This window comes from Desulfoprunum sp. (assembly GCF_053613775.1).
On the sequence record NZ_JBSHXH010000008.1, the window covers coordinates 69,113 to 93,577 of the forward strand.

Sequence of the window (24,465 nt, forward strand, 5' to 3'; positions counted from 1 at the left end):
CCGGGGGTATCAAACCATGCCAACCTCACCTGCCCTGCCATTGATCATGGTCACCAACGACGACGGGATCGACAGTCCCGGCATCCTGGCGTTGCGGGACGCCATGACCGCTGTCGGCCGCACGATCGTGGTCGCGCCGGAACGCGACAATTCCGCCGTTTCCCACGCCCTGACGATGAGCCGGCCGTTGCGCATCCGCCGGCGGAACCAGGACACCTATACCCTCGACGGCACCCCGACCGACTGTGTCGTGATCGGTCTCGGCAAACTGCTCGATGCCAGACCCGATCTGTTGGTGTCGGGGATCAACCCCGGACCGAACCTCGGCGACGATATTTCCTATTCCGGTACGGTCTCGGCCGCCATCGAGGGCACGATGTACGGCATTCCCTCGGTGGCGTTCTCCCTGGTCGGCGAACCACCGTATGACTATGCCCTCGCCATGCGGATCGCGATCACCCTGGCCGAGACGGTCCTTGCAGACCCACTGCCGGACAATACCCTGCTCAATATCAACATCCCGGCGGGAAAGGCCTGCGCGGGAATGGTCATCACCCGGCAGGGAAGGCGGCTGTGGGAGAACAGTATCCAGGAGACCTTCGACCCCTGGGGGCGCCGTCACTACTGGATCGGTGGCGGCACCCCGCTCAGGGACCATGGCGAAGACACCGATGTGGCCGCGATCCACAAGGGCCTGGTCTCGATCACCCCCATTCATCTTGATCTGACCAACCACTCGGGGCTTCACCTGTTACGCGGGACCTGGGATCTCGACAGGATGCAGGACAAGGTAGAGCCGGCCAACCGCGGTCACCGCGACAATACCTGATCAGCGCAAGCGGCAGTGCCCGACCGACACCGAAAGAGGATCTTTTTCGTTATTCGGCGGACCGGTGGACAGCTCGCCGTGCAGGGAGGTCCGGTGGAACCAGCCGTCCGGAAGGAACCGGAAGTTGTCGCAAGCGACCTCGTCAAGGACCCAACGGCTGCCGATCGACTTCCACCGCTCGAGACAGACCTGTTCCGCGCCTTCCTCAGCATCACCGTCCCTCCGGATGATATAGCAGCCGTACAGGACCGCCGTCCTGCGCCCCGCATCACTCACAGCCCCATGCGATATGTCGCGACAGGCTGTGGTCCGTGCCTGGCCGGCCGCTCTCTTTTCGATCAGGTAGCGGTTGGGAACGAAATCCGTCGATTTCCATCGCCCCTTCACCCACCGGAAGCCGATGGCCTGTTCACCGGTGCAGACCAGGCTCGTGCCCGCAGGAAGGCCTGTCGGCTGCGCCTGCTCTAACGCCGCTGCCACCTCGATGTGCACAACAACAAAAATCGCTGCGGCTATGATTTTCCCCAGGTTAAAACCAAGGACGACTGGCGTGTGCGGCCTGAGGATGATATAAGTTACGTATTTAAAATAACTATATATTTTCATAACATCAGAGAATCACATCCATTCTTTCAAAATCGCCACCTTCCGGCCTCATCCGGCGCACATGATTTTTTCCTTTTCTGGATAAATAAAGGTTGATAGGCTATATTTGCAATAAATTCAGCACTCATTTAACGGGGATAAGGGAGAAACGGTTTCCCCCTGCCCCTGTAACTCCCACCTCAAGGAGAAAGGGAAAATACCAATGAAAAAACATACACACAGAAGGATTATCTCCCTTGGAATCGGTGTGATGCTGGCGGCCGGCGCAGGAACGGCGACCGCAGCGGACGATGCGGTTCTGGGGGATGGAGCAGGACCGGTAAGCGGTCCCGCGAAGGCCCCGGCGATATCGGCCAATGCTGCCAGCTATTCGCTGTCGATCGGTCCTGAATTGATGTCCGGTGACACAACCTACCAGATTGGATACCCGGCAGTCGATCCCTCTGGCGTCGTTTACAATGGTTACTTTCCACTCAGCGAACTGGCCTGGCCACTTGATTTCTGGTTGGTGAGGCTTGACGGCAGGGCCACGATCAACGACCAGTGGCGCATCAACGCCACGATCAAGAAAGACGTGAGCACCCCCGGCGACAACATGGAAGACTCGGACTGGCTCACCGACACGAATCCTTCCCGCCTCGATGTCTACTCCGAATCGGAGATCTCCAGTTTTGACGCCTTCATCTTCGATACCGATATCGAGTGGTCGTTCTTCCGGAGCAATGGTCTGTCGGTGTATGCCGGGGTTGGCTATCTCTACCAGAATCTCGATTACGAGGCGAAAGTCCTGCACCAGTATTCTCCGTCAGGCCTCCCCGGTTTCGACTACTACGGCGACGGCAGGGTGGCCATCACCTACGAGATGACCTACTCAATCCCCTACCTCAAAATCGGCGGCGACCTGCGGGTCAATCCCAAGCTGTCCTTCGAGGGCAGCCTTGCCTATTCCCCCATCGTCGAAGCCGAGGATACCGACCATCATCTGCTTCGAGAATACGGCGGCAAGATCAGTAACGGCGATATGGACGGCGATGCCTTCATGCTCGACATAACCGGCAGATACTCATTCACTCCGTCCATCTATATGGAGGCAGGTTTTCAATTCATGAAGATCGAGGTGGATGGGGACCAGACTCAGGAATACGGCTGGGGGATTCCCCTCGGCACTATCGATGAAGAATCCGAAAGCACCCAGACCTCGGGGTTCCTGTCGGTTGGCTACATGTTCTGAAACACGAAAGGGCCGACCGCATGCCGATCTGCCGGCTGCCTCCTTCGCAGTCATCGCCTCGAAAACCGCCCCGGACCGGCGGCGTATCAGTTTCGGCCTGCGGCAGGCGCTGGCCCAGACAGCAGTGGCAGCGGTACCGCAATTATGGGGACAGCAGTTCCCATTCGCCACGGCCGAATACCGGATATCCCGCGACCAACCAGGCGTCGCAGAACTTTTTGCCGTTGTCGGTCAGCATCGCCGGGTTTTTCAACAATACCCACTGCTGCGACGGATCGATCCGGTCGGCCTCCTCGACCTGCTTGAAGGCTTTCCCGTGGCCGAAAGCAACTCCTCACCCGCCGGCCGGACCATCGTGAGCGTCCACACCCCCCCACGGGTTGCCGCCGACGTGGCATATCCTCCCCTGCCCGGGAACTGCATCGAACTGCAATAGACGGCAAGAATCACGGCAGCCCCTCAGCCGCCGATACCGGCAACTATCTCCTCCTGCATCATCGCCAGGACACCGGCGGGGTCTTCGGCCCTGGTGATTGGTCGACCAACGACCACATGGCTCGCCCCGCCCCGGATCGCCATGCCCGCAGTCATAATACGCTTCTGGTCATCCGATCCGTCCTCGACATTGGCCCCGGGGCGAATCCCGGGTGTTACGATCAGGAGCCTGTCTCCCAGGCCGTCACGCAGGCGTTTGGCTTCGAGCCCGGAGGAAACGACACCGTCGCAACCGAGTTCCAGAGCCCTTTTTGCCCGGTAATACACCAGTTCCTCGATGGTGGCGGTCATCCCCATGGCGCGCATGTCCTCTTCGCCGAAGCTGGTCAGGACCGTCACGGCGAGGAGCTTCATATCCCCCCTCGCCTCGACGGCGGCGCGGATAATCGGATCGTTGCCATGGACGGTGGCAAACGTCACGCCACGACGATTCACCTGTTCAACCGCCAACCGGACGGTTTCCGGGATGTCGAAAAATTTGAGATCGAGCATGACCTTATGGCCACGGTCGACCAGCCAATCGACTGTATCGAACCAGCCGGCCATAAAGAGCTGCAACCCGACCTTGAAAAATCCGGTTCTGGATTCGCACTTTTTCACCATCTCCTTCGCGAGGTCGGGGCGCTCAACATCTAGGGCGACAATGATCCTGTCGCGCAGGGCAATCTCCGTGCTCATCTTCTCTGTCCCGTTATCGTATTTCAGCCGCCAGATTGACTGGCCTGTCTTTACAACACCTGCTGAAAGCAATACCGTAAAAGACAGGAGACTGCCATCTCTTTGTTCCGGCAGCATGGGGTGATTCACCTTGGCTGCCGACCGGCACAATATGACCACCAGGGAGCATCAGGACAGGCTGTTCGACCGCTTGCAATGGAGGCACAAGATGGCCGCCGCTTCAAAGGAGACTACCGATGACTGTCAAAATCCTCATCAAACGCCGTGTCGCGCCGGAACATGTTGTCCAATTGTCTTCCCTCCTCAAAAAGCTCAGGGGCATGGCCCTGAGCCAGCCGGGATATGTCAATGGCGAGACGATGCGCAGACTCGATGCCCGGAATGAATTCCTGGTCATCAGTACCTGGCATTCACAGGAGGCATGGGAGGCGTGGCTGAATAACGACCGACGGAAAGAGGTGCAGAACGAAATCGAGGCCTTGCTTGACGAGAGAACCGAATATGCAGTTTACGAGGAATAATTCAACACCATTGCCAATCTGAAACTCTGCATCTCTCGAAGTGGAGAGAACGGCCTTTCAGCCTCTGAAACGATGCGGCGGGACCCTCTCTGCACCAACGGGATTCCTCTGGCACGGGAATAGAGAACATTGGCTGCATCCACCGAACGTCGGACAGCATCTGACGTGGCGATAGTCTCTCTGCCCTGACGGGCATCCGCTCCTGCGGCAATCACCGGACCAAAAACCAGAAGGCCGGAGTCGATAACACCGCGGCCTTCGTTGCATGGGAAAGATCTCATTATCACGCCTCGGCCGCAACGGCCAGGCCTGCACGAGCCGCCACAGTCAGCCCCCTTGGCAACGGTTGTCCCGGCGACACGGCAAAACCCGAGCCCCCGCCCGAGACCGCCTGCCTACGATCAACCTTGGTGTCTGTACTACCGGGCGACGTTCCAGTGGGAAAGCGGCTCCAGTCGCCGGTTTGATTTCCTGTCCCACTATCTCAATCCGGGATATTTCATCCAACCAGTGCAATTGCCGGTCAATTTGCTTCATGCCTGGCTAACTGGTGCAGATCCATGGATTAATGTGCAGGAAAAAGGTATACTCGTATGGACTGGTGATGGAGGCGATGTCCCTCGCGCCCGACCGTGGTGCCGGACTTCCCCGTCGGGTCGGGACGCACCCTGCGGCACCTCGGATTAATCACCCCGCAGACTGAAAAAGATATTGACTTTCTGTTCTTTTTTCATATTACTGGCAACCCGAAAATATTTCATGTCCCACACCTGAGACATGCCCCATTCACCCCACCACTATCCGCAACAGGTACGTATATCATGTGGCAAGATTTTTACAGCAAAGAACAGTGGACAATAGAAAAGGCCACACAACTCTACGGTATCGACAAATGGGGCGCCGGTTACTTTTCCATCGATGAACACGGGGATGTGGTGGTTACCCCCTTCGGCGCCGATCACGGCCCGAAGATCAGTCTGCACGAGATCGCCAAGGAGGTGGAGGAACGCGGCATGGCCATGCCGGTGCTGCTCCGCATCGAAAATATCCTCGGTTCGCAGATCAAACTGCTGCACGAGACCTTCCGCAAGGTCATCAAGGAAAACAACTACGGAGGCGAGTACAAGGGGGTCTTCCCGATCAAGGTCAACCAGCAGGAGGAGGTCGTCGACGCCATCGCCCAGTTCGGCAAGGACTTCAATCACGGCCTGGAGGCCGGCAGCAAGTCGGAGCTGATCGCCGCGATCTCGATGATGAAGAGCCGCAAGGCCTGCCTGGTCTGCAACGGCTACAAGGACGAGGAGTTCATCGATCTCGGTCTTTATGCGATCAAGATGGGATATCAGGTCTTCTTCGTCATCGAGGTCCCCGGCGAGGTCGACCTGATCATCGAGCGCGCCAAGTACCACAAGGTCGCCCCCAACCTTGGCCTGCGCATCAAACTGTCGACCCAGGCCGAGGGGTTGTGGACCGAGTCGGGCGGCGACGCCAGCGTTTTCGGCCTCGGCATGACCCATATCGTCGATGTCATCGACCGCCTCAAGGAAGAGGACATGCTCGACTGCCTGCAGCTCCTCCACTACCATATCGGCTCGCAGATCCCCAACATCCGCGATATCCGGGCCGGGGCGATGGAGGCCTGCCGGATCTACGAGGAACTGGTCAACGAGGGGGCGAAGATGGGCTACCTCGATCTCGGCGGCGGTCTCGCTGTCGACTACGACGGCTCCAACACCAACTTCCACTCGAGCCGCAACTACTCGATCGAGGAGTACTGCAGCGACATCGTCGAGTCGATCATCACCGTGCTGTCGCGCCACAACATCCCCCACCCGACGATCATCACCGAGTCGGGCCGGGCCATCGTCGCCTACTACTCGGTGCTGCTGTTCAACATCCTCGACGTCTCCTCTTTCCTGCCGCCGCCGATCCCGGAGCAGCTGCCGAAATCGACCAACGATCTGCTCGAAAACCTGATGATCGCCTACGACATGGTGTCGCCGAAGAACATCCAGGAGTGCCTCAACGACGCCCTGTTCTACCGCACCCAGGCTCGTCAGCTGTTCAAGCACGGCCAGATCAATATCCGCGAGCGGGCCCTGGCCGAAAACCTGGCCCAGCACACCCTGATCAAGATTTCCAAGCTTTCCCGTAACATGGAGCACATACCGAAGGAGATCAAGGAGATCAATAAGCTGGTCTACGACATCTATTACGGCAACTTCAGCCTGTTCCAGTCGCTGCCCGACGTCTGGGCGATCGACCAGATCCTGCCGGTGATGCCGATCCACCGCCTCACCGAGCCGCCGAGCCGCTCGGCGATCATCTCCGACATCACCTGCGACTGCGACGGCAAGATCGATACCTTCCCGGACTACTCGCACGAGAAGAACAGCATCATGCTCCACGACCTCAAGGACAACGAGGAATATTATATCGGCGTCTTCCTGGTCGGGGCCTACCAGGAGACCCTGGGCGACCTGCACAACCTCTTCGGCGACACCAACGTGGTGTCGATCCATGTCAACGAGAACGGCAGTTACAAGTTTCTCCGGGAGCTGGAGGGTGATTCGGTCGCCGATGTCCTGTCCTACGTCGAGTACGATGTCAAGTCGCTGAAGAAGCGCCTCAAGCATATCGCCGAAGACTCGATCCACAAGGGCTTCATCACCGCCAAGGAACGCAAGTCGATCCTGGCCGAATTCGATGAGGGTCTGCGCGGCTACACCTATTACGAAAAAGAATGATGTCGGATAGATATCGGACCATCTTCAGCCACAGGAGGAGACCATGTCACGGATACTGATCATAGGGGCCGGGGGTGTCGGCAACGTCGTCGCCAAAAAATGCGCCCAGCATCCCGAAGTCTTTCAGGAGATCGTCCTCGCCAGCCGCACCAGGACCAAGTGCGACGCCATCGCCGCCGAGATCGAGCAGCTGTACAACGTCACGGTGAGAACCGCCGAGGTCGACGCCGACAGCGTCCCGCAGCTGGTTGTCCTCCTGAACGCCATCAAGCCGCAGCTGGTGATCAACGTCGCCCTGCCCTACCAGGATCTGGCGATCATGGACGCCTGCCTCGAGTGCGGGGTCAACTATCTCGACACCGCCAACTACGAGCCGCCGGATTCGGCCCATTTCGAGTACAGCTGGCAGTGGGCCTACCAGGACAAATTCAGGGACAAGGGCCTGATGGCGGTGCTCGGCTGCGGCTTCGATCCCGGGGTCACCAACATCTTCTGCGCCTGGGCCCAGAAGCACCACTACGACAGCATCGAAACCATCGACATCCTCGACTGCAACGCCGGTGACCACGGCCACCCCTTCGCCACCAACTTCAACCCCGAGATCAACATCCGCGAGGTCACCCAGATCGTCCGCCACTGGCGGGACGGCCGGTGGATCGAGACTCCGCCGATCCTCGACGATCGCTGCGTCCACTTCAGCTTCGACTACCCCGAGGCCGGTCCGCGCGAGAGCTACCTCCTCTACCACGAGGAGATGGAATCGCTGGTCAGGCACATCAGGGGCCTGAAGCGGATCCGTTTCTGGATGACCTTCGGCCAGGCCTATCTCACCCACCTCAAGGTGCTGGAGAACGTCGGCATGACCCGGATCGACGCGGTCGACTACGAGGGCCACAAGATCATCCCGCTGCGCTTTCTCAAGGCCCTGCTGCCCGACCCCGGCTCGCTGGGCACCAACTACACCGGCAAGGCGGTGATCGGCTGCGTCTTCGACGGGGTCAAGGACGGCAGGCGGAGCCGCAAGTACATCTACAACGTCTGCGACCATGCCGAGGCCTTCCGTGAGGTCCAGGCCCAGGCGGTGTCCTACACCACCGGGGTGCCGGCGATGATCGGGGCGATGATGATGCTGACCGGCGAGTGGCGGGGGGCCGGGGTCTACAACGTCGAGCAGCTCGATCCCGACCGCTTCATGGACTGCCTCAACCGCTACGGTCTGCCCTGGCAGGTCGTCGATTTCGCCGGCCGGCTGCCGGATTAGGACGATGACGACCAGCCTGGACGAGCGGTTGCGGCATGACTTCCCGCAGGCCTTCACCGATCGGGTGGAGACCCCCTGCTACCTCATCAGCGAGGACGTGATCGCCGCCAACTGCCGGATCCTCGATCAGGTGCAGCAGCGGACCGGAGCGAAGATTCTCCTCGCGCTGAAGGCCTTCGCCCTGCCGGCCCTGTTTCCGCTGATCGCCCGCACCCTGCACGGGGTCTGCGCCAGCGGCCCGATCGAAGCGCAGCTCGGGCGCGAGGATTTCGGCCGCGAGGTCCACACCTACGCCCCGGCCTACACCGCCGCCCAGTTGGAGCGGGTGATCCGCTTCTCCGATCACATCGTCTTCAACTCGATCGCCCAGTGGCACCGCCACCGGGGGGCGATCGCCGCCAGCGGCCGGAGGATCGAGGTCGGGCTGCGGGTCAACCCCGGCCACTCCGAGGTCGAGATCGATCTCTACAACCCCTGCCTGCCGGGGTCGCGCTTCGGCATCCCGGCGGCGGGACTTGACGGCGTCGACCTTGACGGCATCGACGGCCTGCACTTCCACGCCCTGTGCGAGCAGAACGCCGATGTCCTGGTGCGGGTCCTGGCCAGCTTCGAGCAGGGGTTCGGCCACCTGCTGCCGCGGCTGCGCTGGGTCAACTTCGGCGGCGGCCATCATATCACCCGCGACGGCTACGACCTCGACCTGCTCTGCACTACGGTCACCGATTTCCGCCGCCGCCACGACCGCATCGCCGTCTACCTCGAACCGGGCGAGGCGGTCGTGCTGCACGGCGGGGTCTTCGTCACCACCGTCCTCGACACCATCTCCAACGGCATCGATATCGCCATCCTCGACTGCTCGGCCGAGACCCACATGCCCGATGTCCTGGCCATGCCCTACCGGCCCCATATCGCCGGCGCCGGCCAACCGGGCGAGCTGGCCCATACCTATCGCCTCGGCGGCATCTCCTGCCTGGCCGGCGACGTCATCGGCGACTACTCCTTTCCCGCCCGGCTCATCCCCGGCGACCGGCTGGTCCTGGCCGACATGGCCCTCTACTCCTTCGTTAAGAACACCACTTTCAACGGGGTCGAACTGCCGTCGCTCTACAGCTGCAGCCCGGCGGCAGACCGGCTTACCCTGATCCGCCGCTTCGGCTACCCCGACTACCGGAGCCGCCTGGCATGAGCGACCAGAGCCTGAATTTTCACGGCATCGATGTCCCGCCGTCACTCCCGGAATCGGCCCTCTTCCACGTCATCCCGGCCCCCTACGAGAATTCGGTGTCCTACGGTACCGGCACCGCCGACGGCCCCCAGGCGATCCTCGAGGCCTCGGCCCAACTGGAACTTTTCGACGGCCGGTGCATCCCGGCCGACTCCGGCATCCACACCGCCGCCCCGGTCGACTGCGCCGGGTCCCCGCCGCTGGTGCTGTCGCGGATCGAGGCGGCCGTCGGCCGCTGCCTGACCCTGGGCAAATGCCCGGTACTGCTGGGGGGCGAGCATACGGTGACGAGTGGCGCCATCGCCGCCCTGCGCAAGAAGCACGACCGCTTCGGAGTGATCCAGTTCGATGCCCACGCCGACCTGCGCGACAGCTACCAGGGCTCACCGTTCAGCCATGCCTGCGTGATGCGGCGGGTCGCCGAGCAGGGCATCCCCATCCTGCAGCTCGGTACCCGCAGCTACAGTCTGGAGGAACAGCGCTACCGCCGGGATCACGCCATCCCCTATTACGATGCCGAGACGATCTGGCGCCAGGGGATCGATACCGTCGCCTTGCCGGCGAATTTCCCGGACAAGGTCTATCTCACCTTCGATGTCGACGGCTTCGATGCGGCAGTCATGCCGGCCACCGGCACCCCGGTGCCCGGAGGCCTGAGCTGGTACCAGGCGCTGTGGCTGATCGAGCGGATCATGGCCGAACGGGTCTGCATAGGCTTCGACGTCGTCGAGTTCGCGCCGCTGGCCGGCCTGCACGGCGCCGCCTTCACCGCCGCCCAGCTGACCTACGCCATCATGGGCTATCTGGTCGGCAGCCCGCTCAACCGCCACTACTGGCGACTGCCGGAACCCGCCCCTGGTCCCTGACCTCCCCCTCCCCCAACTCCCCGCTGGAACCACATCGCCCCCAGGGCAAACGAGCCGCAGAGAATACCGACATCTGCCAGGTTGAAGATACCGGTGCGGAAACTGCCGAGACCGAGGTTGACGAAATCGATCACCCGGCCGTCATGGACCAGGCGGTCGAGAAGATTGCTCAGCCCCCCGCCGAGCACCAGCAGCGCCGCGACCGCCGTCGACTGCGGCAGCGATGCCCGCCACAGGACATAGGCGATGCCGGGGATCACCACTACCGCAACGCCGCAGGTCAACAGCAGGAAACGGAACTCCTCGGGCAGGCCGCCGAGCAGGCCGAGAAAGCCGCCACTGTTCTCGACATAGGACAGACGCAGGGTATCGTGGACGAAAGACAACGGCGCGGCGGGATCAAGGTGACGCCAGGCCAGCCGCTTGGTCAGCTGGTCGCTGCCGAGGATGGCCAGCAGCAGGGCGGCAAGTGCGCCTCTTCCGATCGAATGTGAAGGCATGGGAGGGTCGATCATCCCGGCCGTGTCAGCCGGCGATTTTGACCCGGTTGATCGCCTGGGGGTGGCGCGGGGCATGCCGGGCATAGCGGACGGCAGGGCGGCCGAAGCACATGGCATAGCCGATCAGGTGATCTTCGGGAATGCCGATCAGCGCGCGGAGCGAGGGTACCAGGTCGTCGATGGCGATCTTGGCCAGACCGTTCCAGACCGTCCCTACACCCAGGCTCCGGGCAAAGAGCTCGAAGGTGGTCAGGGCGATGACCGCGTCCGGCAGGGGGGAAATGCCGTTGCGAGGGGCCGAGACAACGAGCAGATGCGGGGCACCGCGGAACAGGATGTCAATCTTCTGGACCTGCCAGGCCTCAACAATGTCGGCAAAGATCTCCATCCCGTGCGGCAGTTTTCTCTGTTCGACCAGTGCCGACAGACCATGCAGCGCCTCCTCGCGGATGCGGTCAAGCACCTGTCGGTCATCGACCACGGTGAAGAGGAGGCGGCGCTCGTTCCTGCCGGTCGGCGCATGCCAGGCCACCGCCAGCATCCTGTCGATCAGGCCCGGCTCCAGGTTCTCCTTGAGGTAGTTGCGGATGGCGCGGCGGCCCCGGACCAGGCTCTCCATCTGCTCCGGTGACGGCAGGTTCTCATGCTGGGCATCCTGAGCGGTGGCAGTGTGGCCGTCGATCGCAATGGCCCCTGGATCGCAGATCGCAAAACAGTGGAGGCAATGGATGCAGCGGGCCTCGTCCGCCGCCGGGATAACCGGCAGCCCCTCTTCCATGGCGATAATGCCCATCGGGCAGTCGGCAGCGCACAGGCCACAGCCGATACACTTTTCCTTGTCCACATGGAATGCAATCATATCCCCTCCCCGACGCCCTCAACTGCCTACAGACTTACAGACAATCTCCCGGTCGAAATAGTTCACCTCCATCCCGGCATCGACGACAATGGCCTGGGCGTTGATGCCGGACGACCGTCGCGACAGCAGGAAGGCCGCGGTGTTCGCCACCTCCTCGATCTGCAGCGCCTGTTTGCGCGGGATTACCTTTTCGGCGAAGAGATAGCTGTCGACATAGCCGGGAATGCCGGCGGAGGCCGAGGTCTTCAGGAGTCCCGGGGCCACGGCGTTGAAGCGGATGCGGGAAAAGGCCGAGAAGCTCTTGGCCAGAAAACAGAGCGACGAGTTGAGCGCCGCCTTGATCGGTGCCATATAGCCGTAGTTCTCGGCCGCCATCCTCGTGGTCGAAATGGAGATGGTCAGCATCGACGCATCGGGATCGAGAAGGTCCTTGAAGTGATTGGCAATACTGATAAAAGAGAAACACGAGATATCGACGGCCTGGAGAAAATCCCGCTTTACCGTCTGGTGGAAGGGCTTGAAGCCGTCCGAATAGTTGGCGAAGGCGATGGAATGGACGATACCGTCCAGCCGCCCTCCCCGTTCCGCGCCGATCGCCGCGGCGATCTCGTCCCTGACCCGGACGATATCGGCTTCGTCTTCGACATCGCAGAGTAACACCGGCATCCCCGGAAACAGTTTACGGGCGGTCGCCCGCCGTTCCTCCGTACGCACGACATGAATGACCTCGGAGCCCTCGGCCGCCAAGACCCTGGCGATGGCGCAGGCCACTGATTTTTTGTTGGCCAGGCCGAAGACCACGAAGCGCCTGTTTTCCAGCTCGAGAAATCCCATTGTCCCACAATCGGAGGAGGTCCTTGAAAATCAACCGTTTCCATCCCCCGCAGGATACACTACCCGGCAACCCGAGACAAGCCGCAATCATCGTGTGCTCACCCATAGCGCATGCCGCCAGCCCCTGCCGCCGGCGTTTTCCATTGTCCTTTCCCCCTGGATTACGGTATATGATCTGCAGGAATACACCCCGGCAGATCACCTGCCGCGCAAGGCAACCGCACCGTTCATCTCGAAATCCCTACAAACATAACCGGGCATGCAAAAATACATAATCGGTATCGATACCGGCGGCACGTTCACCGATGCCGTCCTGATGGAGAAAACGACCGGCAGGATCGTCGCTGCCGCCAAGAAACCAACCACCCATTATCGACTGGCGGACAGCACCGGCGCGGCCCTTGCCGCCCTGCTGCAGGGTACCGGAACCCCCCCGGCCGAGATCGGCGCGGTGGCCGTCTCCTCGACCCTGGCCACCAACAGCGTCGTCGAAAACAAGGGGGCCCGGGTCGCCCTGTTCGTCATCGGCTATGTCAGGCATTTCAAACTCCCGGTCAAGGCGGTGATCTTCGTCAAAGGCGGCCACACCATCATGGGTGAGGAGGAGGAACCGCTCGAACTCGATTATCTCGTCAGCCTGATCCATGGCCTCAAGGAGGAGGTCGATGCCTACGGCGTCTGTGCGGCGATGTCGATGGTCAACCCGACCCATGAACTGGTGACGGAAAAGGCCATCGAGATGATCGATCCCAAGCCGGTATTCTGTTCGCATCGCATCAGCCAGACCGCCGGCATGCACGAGCGGGCGGCGACCGCCGGTCTCCACGCCAAACTGATGCCGATCATGCAGGAGTATGTCGGCGGGGTGCGGCAGGCCATGACCGCCCATGGGCTCTCCTGCCCGATGATCATCATCAGCGGTAACGCCGGGACCATTTCTTCCGACCGGGCCGTGGAACTGGCGGGAATGACGGTGGCCAGCGGCCCCGCCTGTACCGCCAGTTTCGGTGCCGACCAGATCGCAGGCAACGCCCTGGTCATCGATGTCGGCGGAACCACCACCGATATCGCGATGATCGAGAACGGCCGGCCGTTGATGGCCACGGAAGGCTGCAAGATAGGCGACTGGCGGACCCATGTGGAGGCCATCGACATGAGTACCGGCGGTATCGGCGGCGATTCGCACGTCTCCATGAACGGAAAAGGGCATATCACCATCGGTCCCAACCGTGTCGTCCCCCTGGCGATGGCGGCCGACCTGCCGCCGATCGATGAATGGCTCGGCAAGGAAGAGCGGAGCCGGCTCATCATCTTCCGTCAAGAAGCCGATAGTGCAGCGGCAGATGCGCTGACGGCCTTTCTCCGCACCCGGGGCCAGGCCACCCCGGAGCAGATCCGTCGGGCCACCGGCCTCAGCGGCGTCACCCTCGGCCGGGATCTCGAACAGCTGGAAAGATCGCAGCAGACCTACGAATGCGGATTCACCCCGACCGACGCCCTGCATGTCCTGGGCCGCATCGATCTGGGGGACCGCGCCAAGGCCCTGGCCGGTGCCGCGGTGCTGGCCGGGGAGATCGGCATGACCGCGGAGGCCTTCTGCGAGATGGTCATCAGGCGGACGGAAGAGCAGATCGAGAATCTCGTCATCGATCACCTCGTCCAGCATTACTGGGGCAATTCGCTGACCAGCTTCATCGCCAGCCGCAACGACCATCCGGTCCTCGGCGTCAATTTCTCGCTGAAGATCCCGCTCATCGGCATTGGCGCCGCCGCCCGCTATTTTCTGCCGGCGGTCGCCTCCAGGCTGGCGACCACGGTATCGTTCCCGCAATACTGTGAGGTTGGCAACGCCGTCGGGGCGGCCCTGATCTGCAAACAGACCCTGGCCGGCCAGGCTGAACCGCTCGCTGTCTGAACCGCACCGGGAGAGCGGTGCAAGTACCGTCCACCCGGAAACCATGCCCATCACCAAGGTCACCGAATTTGAGGCCGTCAGGAATTTCATCCGCCACTCCCTCGGTTGCAGCTGCCCGGAGGAGGTAGTCACATGAGAAAAACGTCTCCAGCGCCGAAGCCGTGCCCGATATGCAACGGCTGCGGCCAGATCTCTTCGTTCAAGGGGGTCAGCCGGTTCCTGCTGACGACGGAAGAATGCCCTGCCTGCGGCGGTACCGGCCTCGAGCTCGATGACGAGTTGCAGAAATCCGAACCGCCGCCGCCGACAAAACGCCGGGATAAGTGAATACTACGTGTTGGTGAGCCGCTGATATGGATATGACCGGGATGTTGTCTCCACCCTATGGCCTGGTGTCCCTGTTCGGCCTCAGTTTTCTCGCCTCGACCCTGGTTCCGCTCGGTTCGGAATGGCTGCTGATTCTGCTCATCGTCCAAGGGCAGCCTGCCCCGACGGCTGTGGCGGTCGCCACTCTCGGCAATTCCCTCGGGGCCGTTACCACCTACCTGATCGGCAGCTTCGGCTCCGACTACCTGACCGGGAGGCTGCTGCGGCTCTCCGATCGAGACCTCCACCGGGCCAGAACGGTGTACCGCCGGTTTGGGGTGTGGTCGCTGCTGCTCTCCTGGGTCCCGGTGGTCGGCGATCCTCTCTGCCTGGTCGCCGGGGCCTTGCGGACCTCCCTGCCGCTGTTTCTGGTGCTCGTGCCGCTCGGCAAGGTCTGCCGCTATGCGGCACTGGCCTTTTTCACCCTGCAGGGCCTGCGCTGAACCACTGCGGTTTTGCCCCGGGGATGACAACCGCCAAATCCGCCTTATACTAGTCCCGATGCAATAACGATACTTACAGAGAACATTATGAAAAAAGCCGCTTACCAGACCATTATCACGGAATTCGAACAGTGGGGAAACCAGTATGGCCGTGTCTGCTCGATGGGTTGCAGTACCTGCTGCACGGAGAATGTCACCATGACCGCCCTCGAAGGGGAGAGGATTCTTGCCTTCGTCATCGACCGCGGGATGGAACAATGGCTGGCCGACCGGTTGCGCAATCCGGCCCGGGTGGAACGGTCGCGCATGACCACCAACGAGTTTGCCCACGCCTGCATCAACCACAGGGAAGCCGATCCCGGGGCCAACGCGTCCCTGGCCACCTGTCCCCTGCTGGAAGATGACGTCTGCCGGATCTATCCGGTGCGCCCGTTTGCCTGCCGCTGTTTCATCTCGACCGTCCGATGCTCGGTGGTCCGGCCGGCGCAGGTCGACGAGCACTATCTCGCCGCCAGCACCGCCATGCTGCAGCTGATCGAGCACCTGGGCCAGAAGGAGTATTGGGGCACTATGGTCGACGTCCTGCTGGCTCTTCTCGATATCTCGGCCTACCGCCCGGTGGCGGAGGCGCTCGCCGACCCGTCGCGGATCATGCAGGGTCGACTCCGCACCATGACCGCCCGCCCCCTCCCCGGTTTCCTGGTCACCGAAGCCGAGGAGAGCCGACTGCGGCCGCTGCTGCAGGCCATCTTCACCACCCGCGTCGGTGACGTCACGGTCGAGGATATCCTCAACGGCAAAACGAACGCGGCTGTTTCATCAAGGTCTTAGAGCAAATGAATCCGGCAACCGACATCACCACCGAAACCGAGCACATAACCGTCCTGCTGCCGGCCGGCAGGCTCCCGCTCGCCATCATGGACGAGGTCCACCAGCTGACGGTACGATACGGTCTCGAGGTCTATCTCACCACCCTGCAGAACCTGCGCCTGCTCAACGTGCCGAAAACGGCGACGACGGAGATCAGGGCGCGCCTTGCCGCCCTTGGCGCCGAGTTCAAGGCCCCCGGCCGGTTTCCGATACCGCGGGCCTGCGTCGGCGGACCGCACTGCAACCTCGGCCTGATCGATACGAAGGCCGTGAGCGCCAGAATTCTGGCACGGTTCGCCGACCGTGGGCACACCAAGGCCAAACTGAAGCTCGCCCTCTCCGGCTGTATACTCAGTTGTTCCGGAACCAGGACCAGCGACATCGGCATCGTTGCCACCCGCAACGGTTACGATGTCTATGCCGGCGGCAAGGGCGGGCCGGCACCGAAAATCGGCCGCAGGATCAAAAAGGAAGTGACCGAAGCGGAGATGCTGGCCGCCATCGAGACCCTGATCGATTTCCACGATCGCAAGACCGGCACCAAACAGCGGATGGCCAAACTGCTCGGGGACCCCGATTTTCCCTTTGCCGAGGTCTGACCGCCGCACCAGCTGCCGCTGGCCCGGGGCCGGCGATCAGCCGCCGCCCGCCTGGCACAGATAGAGCCTATAATTTCACCGGTGATTCCGGCTTTTCTATTCCAAAAAAGGGGTGCCATTGCTATAGTGGCGGCATGAAAACACCACAGACCAGCAAACGGACCAAGTTCATCTTCGTCACCGGCGGCGTTCTTTCCTCCCTGGGAAAGGGGCTCGCTGCTGCGACCATCGGGGCACTGCTCGAGAGCCGGGGGCTCACCGTCACCTTCCAGAAACTGGACCCCTACATCAACGTCGATCCCGGGACGATGAACCCGTTCCAGCACGGCGAGGTCTACGTCACCGACGACGGGGCCGAAACCGATCTCGACATGGGGCATTACGAGCGTTTCACCAACGCCGTGATGGCCCAGAAAAACAATTACACCACCGGCCGCATCTATTATTCGGTCATCACCAAGGAGAGGCGCGGCGAATACCTCGGCGGCACCGTTCAGGTCATCCCCCATATCACCGACGAGATCAAGGCGGCCATCCTGCAGTTGGATGGCTGCGCCGATTTCGCCATCATCGAGATCGGCGGCACGGTCGGCGACATCGAGGGCCTGCCCTTCATCGAGGCGATCCGCCAGCTACGAACCGACCTCGGTCGGGAATACTCGCTGTTCATCCACCTGACCCTGGTCCCATACATCAAGACCGCCGGCGAGGTCAAGACCAAGCCGACCCAGCACTCGGTCCGGGAACTGCGGGCGGACGGCATTCAGCCGGATATCCTGATCTGCCGGACCGAGGTCCCCCTCGAGGACAGCCTCAAGGCCAAGATCGCCCTGTTCTGCAATGTCCAGAAGGATGCGGTCATTACCGGTATCGATGTCGAGACCATCTATGAGATGCCCCTCCACTTCTATCGCGAGGGCCTGGATGCGAAAATCCTCGAGCTGCTCAATGTCTGGACCGGTCAGCCCAATATCAAACCGTGGGAGGACCTGGTCCACACCATCAAGCACCCGAAGGACGACGTGACGATCGCCATCACCGGCAAATACGTCGACCTCACCGAATCGTACAAAAGCCTCCACGAAGCCCTGGTTCACGGCGGGCTGGCCAACGGCATCAAGGTCAAACTGCGCTACATCAGCGCCGAGGATCTCGAGGAGAAGGATCCGGCCGAGCTGCTCGATGGCTGCGATGGCATCCTCGTACCCGGCGGTTTCGGCAAACGCGGTGCCGAAGGAAAGATCCGGGCCATCTCCCACGCCCGGATCAACAAGATCCCCTTCTTCGGTATCTGCTTCGGCATGCAGCTGGCCGTCGTCGAGTTCTCCCGCAATATCGCCGGACTCGACAGGGCCAACTCGACCGAACTCGATTTCGCCACCCCCGATCCAGTCATCTACCTGATCAAGGAGTGGTTCGATTACCGCACCAACCAGATGCAGGTGCGCGACGAGACTTCCGACATGGGCGGAACCCTGCGGCTCGGTGCCTATCCCTGCGTTTTAACGGAAAATACCCATGCGGCCCGGGCCTACGGGCAGGCCCAGATTTCCGAGAGACACCGCCACCGCTTCGAATTCAACAACCTCTACCGGAAACGGCTCGAGGACTGCGGTCTGGTCATCTCGGGGGTCTCTCCCGACAACAATCTCGTCGAGATCGTCGAGATACAGGATCATCCGTGGTTTCTCGGCTGCCAGTTCCACCCCGAGTTCAAGTCCAAACCGATGCAGCCCCACCCCCTGTTCCGCAACTTCATCAGCGCGGCCCTGACCAAGAAACATAATGGATAACCTCCGGATAGCCCCTGTTGCCGTAGATCACCCGACAGGCGCCCCCATCCTGGTCGGAAGCGGCCAGCCGCTGCTGCTGATCGGCGGCCCGTGTGCCCTCGAATCGGAAGATATTGCCCGCACGGTTGCCGCAACATTGAAGGAACTCTGCGGCCGGCTCGGCATCAACTACGTCTTCAAGGCCTCCTTCGACAAGGCCAACCGCACCTCGCTCGATTCCTACCGCGGCCCGGGCCTGAAGGAAGGCCTGGCGATCCTCGCCCGCATCAGAAAGGAGCTCGCTGTCCCGGTCATCTCCGATGTCCATGAGGTGTCGCAGGTCGAGGCCGCCGCCGAGATCCTCGATATCCTGCAGATCCCGGCCTTTCTCTGTCGTCAGACCGACCTGCTCGTCGCCGCCGCCAGGACCGGCAAACCGGTCAACGTCAAGAAGGGCCAGTTCGTCTCCCCCTGGGACATGGAAAACGCCGTCAACAAACTGCGCGGCGCCGGTGGCGGAAAGATTATGCTGGTCGAACGCGGAGCGACGTTCGGGTACAATAACCTCGTGGTTGATATGCGGTCACTGCCGGTGATGCGTTCGTTCGGCTGTCCGGTGATCTTCGACGCCACCCATTCGGTCCAGCTTCCCGGAGGGGCCGGCGGATCATCGGGAGGCCAGCGGGAGTTCATCGTGCCTCTGGCGCGGGCGGCGATGGCGGTCGGGATCGACGGGCTGTTCATGGAGATCCATCCGCAGCCGGAGAAGGCCCTCTGCGACGGTCCGAACTCTCTGCCCCTTGACGGCATCGAGCCTGTGCTCGCCCAACTGCTGAGGATCCGGGCCGCCCTCTGAAATCAGGAAACACCGCATCGCGATGACCAACCCGTGTTCCCCCGCCAATCCTGGCGCCTACCCGTCCGACTGTGAGATCACCGAGGGCTACCGTACCCGCGCCCGTGAACGGACGCAGCACTCGGACAGCAGCTGCGAAAGCCTTGTTGTTCGCGAAAAGGCCAAGGAAATCCAGATACTCCTGCTCGATGTCGACGGCGTTATGACCGACGGCACGATCCACTATTCAGGCGACAAGGACGAAGGAAAGAGCTTCAATACCCAGGATGGTTTCGGCCTCAGGCTGCTGCAGGAGGCCGGCTTGGACGCCGGTCTGATCACCGCCCGCCGATCGGGGGCGGTGGCGCGCCGGGCCGATGAACTGAAATTGCGCTACACCTACCAGGGATCTTCAAACAAGCTGGCAACATTGAATGAGATCCTCAAAACTTCCGGGTTCAAGCCCTATCAAATCGCCTACATGGGAGACGACTGGCTCGATCTCTGCCTGCTGTCGCGAGTCGGCCTGGCCCTCGCTCCGGCCAATGCCGTTGCCGCCGTCAAGGAGACGGCCCACTATGTCACTTCCCGGCCGGGAGGGGCAGGAGCGGTCCGCGAGGCCTGCGAGGTCATCCTGGAAGCGAAGGGACTGCTTGCCGGCCTGCTGCAACGGTACATGAGCCGATGATCAGTCAACGCAATCTCCTCTGGCTGGTGCCGCTTGCCCTGCTCGTCACCTTCCCGCTGTGGCGGATACCCCTGGCCGCCTTTCTCACCCCGCGCGGCGGGTATGATCCGGCCTACGCCAACGTGGACACCGAGACCCACAATTTCACCATGGACAAGATCAGGGTCCAGCAGATCCACAGCGGTAAAAAGTCGGCGGAAATACGGGCGGAAAATGCCCGGACGGGCGATAAGCCCGATGAGTATGTGATGACCAAAGTCGATACCGATGTCTTTGACCAGAACGGTGCGATCACCAATATCACCGCTGACCGTGGACTGTACAACATCGAGACCAAGCAGCTTACCCTGATCGACAACGTCGTCATCAACAAGACCAAGGACAAGCAGAGCCTGTATACCGACCTGCTCTACTATGACGATGAAAAACGGACGGTGTGGTGCCCGGGGGCAACCAGACTGGTAGCCGAAGATGCCGAGATCCACGGCGGCAGTCTGCGGTACGAGGTCGAAACCGGCCAGTACGAGATTGGCGGTCGGGTGCGCAGTGTCATCGAAGGTTTCAGCCGACCATAAGCCGCCGACAGCTGAGCACGAAAAAATCATTCTCCCTCGCCTGCCAGCGGACATTGACGTCCCAGAGCTTCATCCCGAAATCCCGTCCCGCCTCTTTCTGACTTGCCGGCCGTGGGTCCTGTTGCAGGATCTGGCCGATCAAACGGAGAATATCCCTTCCTTGCTCCCTCTGATAGGACACGCCAAAGGCGATAACCTCCTCGCTGAAGAGCACCGCAACCGGGGCCGGCATCGACATCGCATATCCGCTTGTCGCCTCGGCGATCCGGTCGCTGTAGGGAAGATAGGGCTTGATATCGACCACCGGAGTCTGATCGAGGAGATCGATCCCCCCAAGATCGAGAAGGATCTTTCCGTTCTCGAAGCGGAGGGCCAGAAGACGGACGACAGACTGGCCGAGGAAGTTCGGCCGGTGCGGGCTGCGGCTGGCAAAAACTCCCACCCTGGTCCGCCCCCCGAGCCATGGGGGCCGGATCGTATGCTTCCAGCCTTCGGCAAGGATCTCGTGAAAGATGAAGTGTACCCAGATGTGGGAGAACCTGTCGAGCCCCTTGAACATCTCTCGACGATCAAAGGGGGGAAGGATCTCCAGCGTCGCCCTCGCCTCTGAAACAAGGCCGGGCTGCCGCGGGATACCGAATTTTTCGGTAAAACAGGAATGAATGCGACCGATCGGGGTGAGGGTGCATCCCCCCCGGGGGATTTCCGGTTCAGTCGACATTGCCGTGTCCCATCCATTCCCGGAACCGTTCCGGACCCGCGGCAAATGCTATGGATCCTCCAGCCCCGATGCCGTTCCCGGTCGGAATATCCGGGTCTGTCAAAATCGTATGAAGCGGCAGATCCTGCCGTGGATTCCAACCTGCCATCACACTGGGAGCATGTGTGTTGCACTGGAGTTGTGACCACCCCGTTTCACGGTCTCAGGGTAACGTGATCGAGTCTGGATCATCCGGAGATTCAACGATTCCCCATTCCTGTTCCCGATGGTCGAAATCGGCGATCTTGCCGATATCCATCTTGAGGTATTTGCCCTTCCCCTCTATGGCCACCGATCCATCTTCGAGGAGGATCTCGCCCGTGCCCTCGAAGCTTCTTTTGCCGTCACTGACGATCCTGCTGATCACCCTGACTTCCCGATCTATCGGTACCGGCTTGCGGAGACGCATCGAAAAATCGACGGTCACTCCCCAGATATGATCGGAATACAACTGCATTATGGCCCGCCCGATGGTTTCATCGAGGATGGTGGCGGCGATCCCCCCATGCAGCCGTCCGGGATATCCCTGGTGTTCCGGCGACGGCTGAAATATCGCCATGAGCTCACCATTCTCCAGCTCGTAGAAACGGCATTTCAACCCGAACCTGTTTTTCAGGCCGCAGACAAAGCACATCTTTGAATTCGGCTGCTTTTTTTTGACATTGACCTGCATGGCGACCGCTGTGTTGAGGTGAGACGATATGGTGCCCACCGGATCCCTGTCTGCCAGGGCCGGCGTGCACATGGCTCTTCAGACCGGATCCGGTCAGGGTAGGGTTGGAGGACCTTCGACCAGCATCTCGGCAATGGTCATCCTGATCCTGGGGCGCGGACGGCGAAATCTCTGTGTCAATTCGTTTTCCACCATGACCAGTTGCTGGAGCAGTCTGGTCCGGTCGACGAAGGGGACCCCGGCATCGTTTCCTCTGGCCCTGACGACTTCCTGACAACGAAAGCATCCGGGAAAGGACAACCGCTTGCCGTCCGGCCGCGTCATCACCGCCGGCACCCCGTGGGTCCTGCAGACCAGTAACCGATAGGGGTACAGGACACAGAGCCCATGTTCGTTCAACGGGCACATGACGACCGGTCTTCGCCCGTGCGTCAGCTCCTCCTGACAGACACGGACCACCCCAGCGGCCCGGTGAAGGATCTCCCGCTGTTGTTCCGGGGACAGTTGTCTCATCCCTTGCCACAGGTAGGCCCATTCGATAGAGGTGTGATGGAGAAAATACGAGTCACAGCAATTGTCCGGACACCCTGAACAGCCGAACCGGAGCTGCCGCGCCACCTCGTCATAATCCTCCTCCATGGCCCGGTAGATATTTTTGAGCCGCTGGACCAGCGGCTCAGGGAGTGCAAGTTCGTTCAACTCATTCCTCCTCAAAGCTCTGGACCCGGTAGATCCGGATCTCCGGGTGCGAATGCCGCCAGGCCGAGTCGCTCAACCCCGCCTTCCGGCACAGGTGATCGAGAAAATCTTCGGGATTCGGCAGCTGCTGCCACACCTGCGGCAAAAACGTCGCCCTGGCCGTGCCGCTGCGCAGAATCACCCCATCCTGCCCGGGTTGCAGCTTGGCCAGGAGATCATCGGCATCGGCATAGTCGAGCGGGACCGGAGGACCAAGGATCGAGATGTCGATATGTACTTCGTCGATCTCCTCGGCAGTCAACGGCGGAAAACGGTAATCGTTGAAGGCGGCGTTGAGGGCGTTGTCCCTGACCCCCTGCCACAGCGGTCCGACCGGTTCGAGGTTGCCGATGCAGCCCCGCAGTCGTCCCCGTTTCTTCAGGGTGACGAAGACGGCTCCCTGCTGCTGCAGATCCCTGTGATCGTCGCCGGATTCCGGGGGCTCACCGCAACCGAGCCGGGAGGCGATGATGCGGCGGGCCAGCTTGAGCAGCGTCTTCCCCTGGTCGTCAGTGCATTCCATCTGTCGCCCTCCAATCCACCCCGAGCATCATGCAGTTGATGCCGCTCCCGATCCCCAGTAGAGCCGCTTTCTGTCCCGGTTTGAACGCCCCCTGCTCCATCGCCATGGCCATGGTGATCGGGGCTGAGACCGAACCGACGTTTCCCAGCCTTGCCAGGGTTTCAAAATTTTTGCCGCTATCGAGTCCGAGGCGTTCGAACAGCAGCCGCGCATGGGCCGTTCCAACCTGATGACAGAAAAACCGATCGATATCCTCTCCCCCCCAGCCGGGAACACTGGAGAAAAGCTGCCATGTCTGGCAGGCGGCCTCGACCCCGCGGTGCATCAACTCCTCCGAGTTGGTCTCCATCAGGGTGGTCCTGGCCCCATGCTGATTGCCATGGCACAGGTCGGAGTGACCCGTGCTCGCTCTCCATCTCCCGTGCACCAGGCGGCATCGCCGCTCATCGGCGCCGGCCCTCTCCATGATCAGAGCGATCGCCCCGGAACCGATGGTCAGAGAAGCAAATGCCGGTTTGATCGCCTTCCGGCTCAGGCTGGTATCGCGGACGAGGGTTTCAAGGGTCGATTCCAGCAACTCCTCGGCGGTTTCACCAGAGACGACAAGACCGTTCTCCACCTGTCCAAGCTCGATCATATTGGCCAGCATGACCATGCCGTCAAGAAACCCCAGACAGGCGTTGGAAATATCGAAGATCAGACAGGTAGGCGGTAGACCCAGACCGAGGTGGACAAACGAGGCGGTCGCCGGCTCCATCATGTCCCGGGACACGGAGGTGAATATCAGGCAATCGATGCGGGCCGGGTCCCACCCCCCCTTCTCGAGAGCCTTTCGTCCCGCCAGGATCGCCGCCTCACTCGGTCTCGTCCCCCGGGGCCACAGGCGTCGCTCCCGGATGCCGGTCATCAGTTCGAGCCGTCCCGGCGTCAGGCGCAGCCGATCATACAACGGCGCGAGACGGTTTTCGATCTCCGCCGAAGTAAGGGTTCGTGGCGGGAGCTGATAACCAAAGGTATCAAGACAGACTCGGGAATACTGCAGCATGATGGACTGGC

At 61.3% G+C, this 24,465-nt stretch carries 27 protein-coding genes; 17 read left to right on the top strand and 10 right to left on the bottom strand.

Annotation, left to right across the window (positions count from 1 at the left end; all coding sequences use genetic code 11):
• Positions 1-16: 16 nt before the first annotated feature.
• Complete coding sequence (surE, locus tag ACWGKN_RS15080) at positions 17-829, top strand: 5'/3'-nucleotidase SurE (RefSeq protein ID WP_424254860.1); 813 nt, start codon at positions 17-19, stop codon at positions 827-829.
• Here the strand turns inward: surE and ACWGKN_RS15085 are convergent, their stop codons facing one another.
• Positions 830-1,309, bottom strand: coding sequence for a hypothetical protein (locus ACWGKN_RS15085; RefSeq protein WP_424254858.1), 480 nt, complete (start codon positions 1,307-1,309; stop codon positions 830-832).
• 328 nt (positions 1,310-1,637) lie between these two features.
• Between ACWGKN_RS15085 and ACWGKN_RS15090 the strand changes: the two genes are divergently transcribed.
• Both ACWGKN_RS15090 and ACWGKN_RS15095 read left to right on the top strand, forming a co-directional pair.
• Positions 1,638-2,666 (top strand): omptin family outer membrane protease, encoded by a 1,029-nt coding sequence (locus ACWGKN_RS15090; RefSeq protein ID WP_424254856.1) that lies wholly within the window; start codon positions 1,638-1,640, stop codon positions 2,664-2,666.
• Positions 2,650-3,102, top strand: a complete 453-nt coding sequence (locus ACWGKN_RS15095; protein WP_424254854.1) for a hypothetical protein — start codon at positions 2,650-2,652, stop codon at positions 3,100-3,102. Before ACWGKN_RS15090 ends, ACWGKN_RS15095 begins: the two co-directional genes overlap by 17 nt.
• Positions 3,103-3,125: 23 nt before the next feature.
• Here the strand turns inward: ACWGKN_RS15095 and pyrF are convergent, their stop codons facing one another.
• The gene (gene pyrF / locus ACWGKN_RS15100) at positions 3,126-3,839 is read right to left on the bottom strand and encodes an orotidine-5'-phosphate decarboxylase (RefSeq protein WP_035227428.1); all 714 of its coding nucleotides are present in this window, start codon (positions 3,837-3,839) and stop codon (positions 3,126-3,128) included.
• 236 nt (positions 3,840-4,075) lie between these two features.
• Between pyrF and ACWGKN_RS15105 the strand changes: the two genes are divergently transcribed.
• The 5 genes from ACWGKN_RS15105 (at position 4,076) to speB (ending at position 10,459) form a co-directional block, all read left to right on the top strand.
• A complete protein-coding gene (locus ACWGKN_RS15105) occupies positions 4,076-4,360 on the top strand; it encodes an antibiotic biosynthesis monooxygenase family protein (RefSeq protein WP_035227427.1) in 285 nt (94 codons plus the stop codon).
• Positions 4,361-5,181: 821 nt separating this feature from the next.
• The gene (gene speA, locus ACWGKN_RS15110) at positions 5,182-7,107 is read left to right on the top strand and encodes a biosynthetic arginine decarboxylase (RefSeq protein ID WP_035227425.1); all 1,926 of its coding nucleotides are present in this window, start codon (positions 5,182-5,184) and stop codon (positions 7,105-7,107) included.
• A 43-nt stretch (positions 7,108-7,150) separates the two neighbouring features.
• Positions 7,151-8,368: a saccharopine dehydrogenase family protein gene (locus tag ACWGKN_RS15115; RefSeq protein ID WP_424254851.1), complete on the top strand. Its 1,218-nt coding sequence runs from the start codon at positions 7,151-7,153 to the stop codon at positions 8,366-8,368.
• Between the two features lie 4 nt (positions 8,369-8,372).
• The gene (gene nspC, locus ACWGKN_RS15120; RefSeq protein ID WP_424254849.1) at positions 8,373-9,554 is read left to right on the top strand and encodes a carboxynorspermidine decarboxylase; all 1,182 of its coding nucleotides are present in this window, start codon (positions 8,373-8,375) and stop codon (positions 9,552-9,554) included.
• On the top strand, positions 9,551-10,459 hold the full coding sequence (gene speB / locus ACWGKN_RS15125) for an agmatinase (protein ID WP_452095559.1): 909 nt from the start codon (positions 9,551-9,553) through the stop codon (positions 10,457-10,459). The genes nspC and speB overlap by 4 nt, the downstream gene beginning before the upstream one ends.
• On the opposite strand, the gene ACWGKN_RS15130 is transcribed toward speB, so the two are convergent.
• The 3 genes from ACWGKN_RS15130 to ACWGKN_RS15140 are packed head-to-tail and all read right to left on the bottom strand — an operon-like array spanning position 10,423 to position 12,652.
• Entirely contained in the window at positions 10,423-10,959 is a 537-nt protein-coding gene (locus ACWGKN_RS15130) for a signal peptidase II (RefSeq protein WP_452095560.1), read from the bottom strand. The genes speB and ACWGKN_RS15130 overlap by 37 nt on opposite strands.
• A gap of 25 nt (positions 10,960-10,984) precedes the next feature.
• Positions 10,985-11,818 carry a nitroreductase family protein gene (locus ACWGKN_RS15135; protein WP_035231795.1) on the bottom strand — a complete coding sequence of 278 codons (834 nt, stop codon included), beginning with the start codon at positions 11,816-11,818 and terminating at the stop codon, positions 10,985-10,987.
• Positions 11,819-11,836: 18 nt separating this feature from the next.
• A complete protein-coding gene (locus ACWGKN_RS15140) occupies positions 11,837-12,652 on the bottom strand; it encodes an enoyl-ACP reductase FabI (RefSeq protein WP_452095561.1) in 816 nt (271 codons plus the stop codon).
• A 259-nt stretch (positions 12,653-12,911) separates the two neighbouring features.
• On the opposite strand from ACWGKN_RS15140, the gene ACWGKN_RS15145 reads away from it, so the two are divergent.
• From ACWGKN_RS15145 to lptC, 9 genes are all read left to right on the top strand, one after another.
• The gene (locus tag ACWGKN_RS15145; protein WP_424254841.1) at positions 12,912-14,567 is read left to right on the top strand and encodes a hydantoinase/oxoprolinase N-terminal domain-containing protein; all 1,656 of its coding nucleotides are present in this window, start codon (positions 12,912-12,914) and stop codon (positions 14,565-14,567) included.
• A gap of 132 nt (positions 14,568-14,699) precedes the next feature.
• A complete protein-coding gene (locus ACWGKN_RS15150; RefSeq protein ID WP_424254839.1) occupies positions 14,700-14,894 on the top strand; it encodes a hypothetical protein in 195 nt (64 codons plus the stop codon).
• A 32-nt stretch (positions 14,895-14,926) separates the two neighbouring features.
• Complete coding sequence (locus tag ACWGKN_RS15155) at positions 14,927-15,376, top strand: YqaA family protein (protein ID WP_035231818.1); 450 nt, start codon at positions 14,927-14,929, stop codon at positions 15,374-15,376.
• Positions 15,377-15,463: 87 nt separating this feature from the next.
• Positions 15,464-16,207: a hypothetical protein gene (locus ACWGKN_RS15160; protein WP_052160193.1), complete on the top strand. Its 744-nt coding sequence runs from the start codon at positions 15,464-15,466 to the stop codon at positions 16,205-16,207.
• A 5-nt stretch (positions 16,208-16,212) separates the two neighbouring features.
• Positions 16,213-16,845 (top strand): nitrite reductase, encoded by a 633-nt coding sequence (locus ACWGKN_RS15165; RefSeq protein WP_035231790.1) that lies wholly within the window; start codon positions 16,213-16,215, stop codon positions 16,843-16,845.
• A gap of 134 nt (positions 16,846-16,979) precedes the next feature.
• Positions 16,980-18,638, top strand: a complete 1,659-nt coding sequence (locus tag ACWGKN_RS15170; RefSeq protein WP_035231787.1) for a CTP synthase — start codon at positions 16,980-16,982, stop codon at positions 18,636-18,638.
• Positions 18,631-19,473, top strand: a complete 843-nt coding sequence (gene kdsA / locus ACWGKN_RS15175) for a 3-deoxy-8-phosphooctulonate synthase (protein WP_035231785.1) — start codon at positions 18,631-18,633, stop codon at positions 19,471-19,473. The genes ACWGKN_RS15170 and kdsA overlap by 8 nt, the downstream gene beginning before the upstream one ends.
• 22 nt (positions 19,474-19,495) lie before the next feature.
• Positions 19,496-20,140, top strand: coding sequence for a KdsC family phosphatase (locus ACWGKN_RS15180; RefSeq protein WP_035231783.1), 645 nt, complete (start codon positions 19,496-19,498; stop codon positions 20,138-20,140).
• Complete coding sequence (gene lptC / locus ACWGKN_RS15185) at positions 20,137-20,715, top strand: LPS export ABC transporter periplasmic protein LptC (RefSeq protein WP_424254835.1); 579 nt, start codon at positions 20,137-20,139, stop codon at positions 20,713-20,715. The genes ACWGKN_RS15180 and lptC overlap by 4 nt, the downstream gene beginning before the upstream one ends.
• Here the strand turns inward: lptC and tsaA are convergent.
• The 5 genes from tsaA to ACWGKN_RS15210 all read right to left on the bottom strand — a co-directional run bounded on the left by tsaA (position 20,702) and on the right by ACWGKN_RS15210 (position 24,454).
• A complete protein-coding gene (gene tsaA / locus ACWGKN_RS15190; protein WP_052160192.1) occupies positions 20,702-21,436 on the bottom strand; it encodes a tRNA (N6-threonylcarbamoyladenosine(37)-N6)-methyltransferase TrmO in 735 nt (244 codons plus the stop codon). The two genes, lptC and tsaA, sit on opposite strands and share 14 nt — an antisense overlap.
• Before the next feature lie 202 nt (positions 21,437-21,638).
• Positions 21,639-22,220: a PaaI family thioesterase gene (locus tag ACWGKN_RS15195; protein WP_452095562.1), complete on the bottom strand. Its 582-nt coding sequence runs from the start codon at positions 22,218-22,220 to the stop codon at positions 21,639-21,641.
• A gap of 21 nt (positions 22,221-22,241) precedes the next feature.
• Positions 22,242-22,847, bottom strand: coding sequence for a hypothetical protein (locus ACWGKN_RS15200; RefSeq protein ID WP_035231777.1), 606 nt, complete (start codon positions 22,845-22,847; stop codon positions 22,242-22,244).
• A 1-nt stretch (position 22,848) separates the two neighbouring features.
• Positions 22,849-23,409, bottom strand: a complete 561-nt coding sequence (gene amrA / locus ACWGKN_RS15205; protein ID WP_035231774.1) for an AmmeMemoRadiSam system protein A — start codon at positions 23,407-23,409, stop codon at positions 22,849-22,851.
• Positions 23,396-24,454: a 3-oxoacyl-ACP synthase III gene (locus ACWGKN_RS15210; RefSeq protein WP_424254830.1), complete on the bottom strand. Its 1,059-nt coding sequence runs from the start codon at positions 24,452-24,454 to the stop codon at positions 23,396-23,398. The genes amrA and ACWGKN_RS15210 overlap by 14 nt, the downstream gene beginning before the upstream one ends.
• Between the last annotated feature and the right edge of the window lie 11 nt (positions 24,455-24,465).

Excerpts from the sequence above, each read along its gene's own strand:
- surE (WP_424254860.1), top strand. The coding sequence starts at position 17 with ATGCCAACCTCACCTGCCCTGCCATTGATCATGGTCACCAACGACGAC.
- ACWGKN_RS15090 (WP_424254856.1), top strand. The coding sequence starts at position 1,638 with ATGAAAAAACATACACACAGAAGGATTATCTCCCTTGGAATCGGTGTG.
- pyrF (WP_035227428.1), bottom strand. The coding sequence starts at position 3,839 with ATGAGCACGGAGATTGCCCTGCGCGACAGGATCATTGTCGCCCTAGAT.
- ACWGKN_RS15105 (WP_035227427.1), top strand. The coding sequence starts at position 4,076 with ATGACTGTCAAAATCCTCATCAAACGCCGTGTCGCGCCGGAACATGTT.
- speA (WP_035227425.1), top strand. The coding sequence starts at position 5,182 with ATGTGGCAAGATTTTTACAGCAAAGAACAGTGGACAATAGAAAAGGCC.
- ACWGKN_RS15115 (WP_424254851.1), top strand. The coding sequence starts at position 7,151 with ATGTCACGGATACTGATCATAGGGGCCGGGGGTGTCGGCAACGTCGTC.
- nspC (WP_424254849.1), top strand. The coding sequence starts at position 8,373 with ATGACGACCAGCCTGGACGAGCGGTTGCGGCATGACTTCCCGCAGGCC.
- speB (WP_452095559.1), top strand. The coding sequence starts at position 9,551 with ATGAGCGACCAGAGCCTGAATTTTCACGGCATCGATGTCCCGCCGTCA.
- ACWGKN_RS15130 (WP_452095560.1), bottom strand. The coding sequence starts at position 10,959 with ATGCCTTCACATTCGATCGGAAGAGGCGCACTTGCCGCCCTGCTGCTG.
- ACWGKN_RS15135 (WP_035231795.1), bottom strand. The coding sequence starts at position 11,818 with ATGATTGCATTCCATGTGGACAAGGAAAAGTGTATCGGCTGTGGCCTG.
- ACWGKN_RS15140 (WP_452095561.1), bottom strand. The coding sequence starts at position 12,652 with ATGGGATTTCTCGAGCTGGAAAACAGGCGCTTCGTGGTCTTCGGCCTG.
- ACWGKN_RS15145 (WP_424254841.1), top strand. The coding sequence starts at position 12,912 with ATGCAAAAATACATAATCGGTATCGATACCGGCGGCACGTTCACCGAT.
- ACWGKN_RS15150 (WP_424254839.1), top strand. The coding sequence starts at position 14,700 with ATGAGAAAAACGTCTCCAGCGCCGAAGCCGTGCCCGATATGCAACGGC.
- ACWGKN_RS15155 (WP_035231818.1), top strand. The coding sequence starts at position 14,927 with ATGACCGGGATGTTGTCTCCACCCTATGGCCTGGTGTCCCTGTTCGGC.
- ACWGKN_RS15160 (WP_052160193.1), top strand. The coding sequence starts at position 15,464 with ATGAAAAAAGCCGCTTACCAGACCATTATCACGGAATTCGAACAGTGG.
- ACWGKN_RS15165 (WP_035231790.1), top strand. The coding sequence starts at position 16,213 with ATGAATCCGGCAACCGACATCACCACCGAAACCGAGCACATAACCGTC.
- ACWGKN_RS15170 (WP_035231787.1), top strand. The coding sequence starts at position 16,980 with ATGAAAACACCACAGACCAGCAAACGGACCAAGTTCATCTTCGTCACC.
- kdsA (WP_035231785.1), top strand. The coding sequence starts at position 18,631 with ATGGATAACCTCCGGATAGCCCCTGTTGCCGTAGATCACCCGACAGGC.
- ACWGKN_RS15180 (WP_035231783.1), top strand. The coding sequence starts at position 19,496 with ATGACCAACCCGTGTTCCCCCGCCAATCCTGGCGCCTACCCGTCCGAC.
- lptC (WP_424254835.1), top strand. The coding sequence starts at position 20,137 with ATGATCAGTCAACGCAATCTCCTCTGGCTGGTGCCGCTTGCCCTGCTC.
- tsaA (WP_052160192.1), bottom strand. The coding sequence starts at position 21,436 with ATGTCGACTGAACCGGAAATCCCCCGGGGGGGATGCACCCTCACCCCG.
- ACWGKN_RS15195 (WP_452095562.1), bottom strand. The coding sequence starts at position 22,220 with ATGTGCACGCCGGCCCTGGCAGACAGGGATCCGGTGGGCACCATATCG.
- amrA (WP_035231774.1), bottom strand. The coding sequence starts at position 23,409 with ATGGAATGCACTGACGACCAGGGGAAGACGCTGCTCAAGCTGGCCCGC.
- ACWGKN_RS15210 (WP_424254830.1), bottom strand. The coding sequence starts at position 24,454 with ATGCTGCAGTATTCCCGAGTCTGTCTTGATACCTTTGGTTATCAGCTC.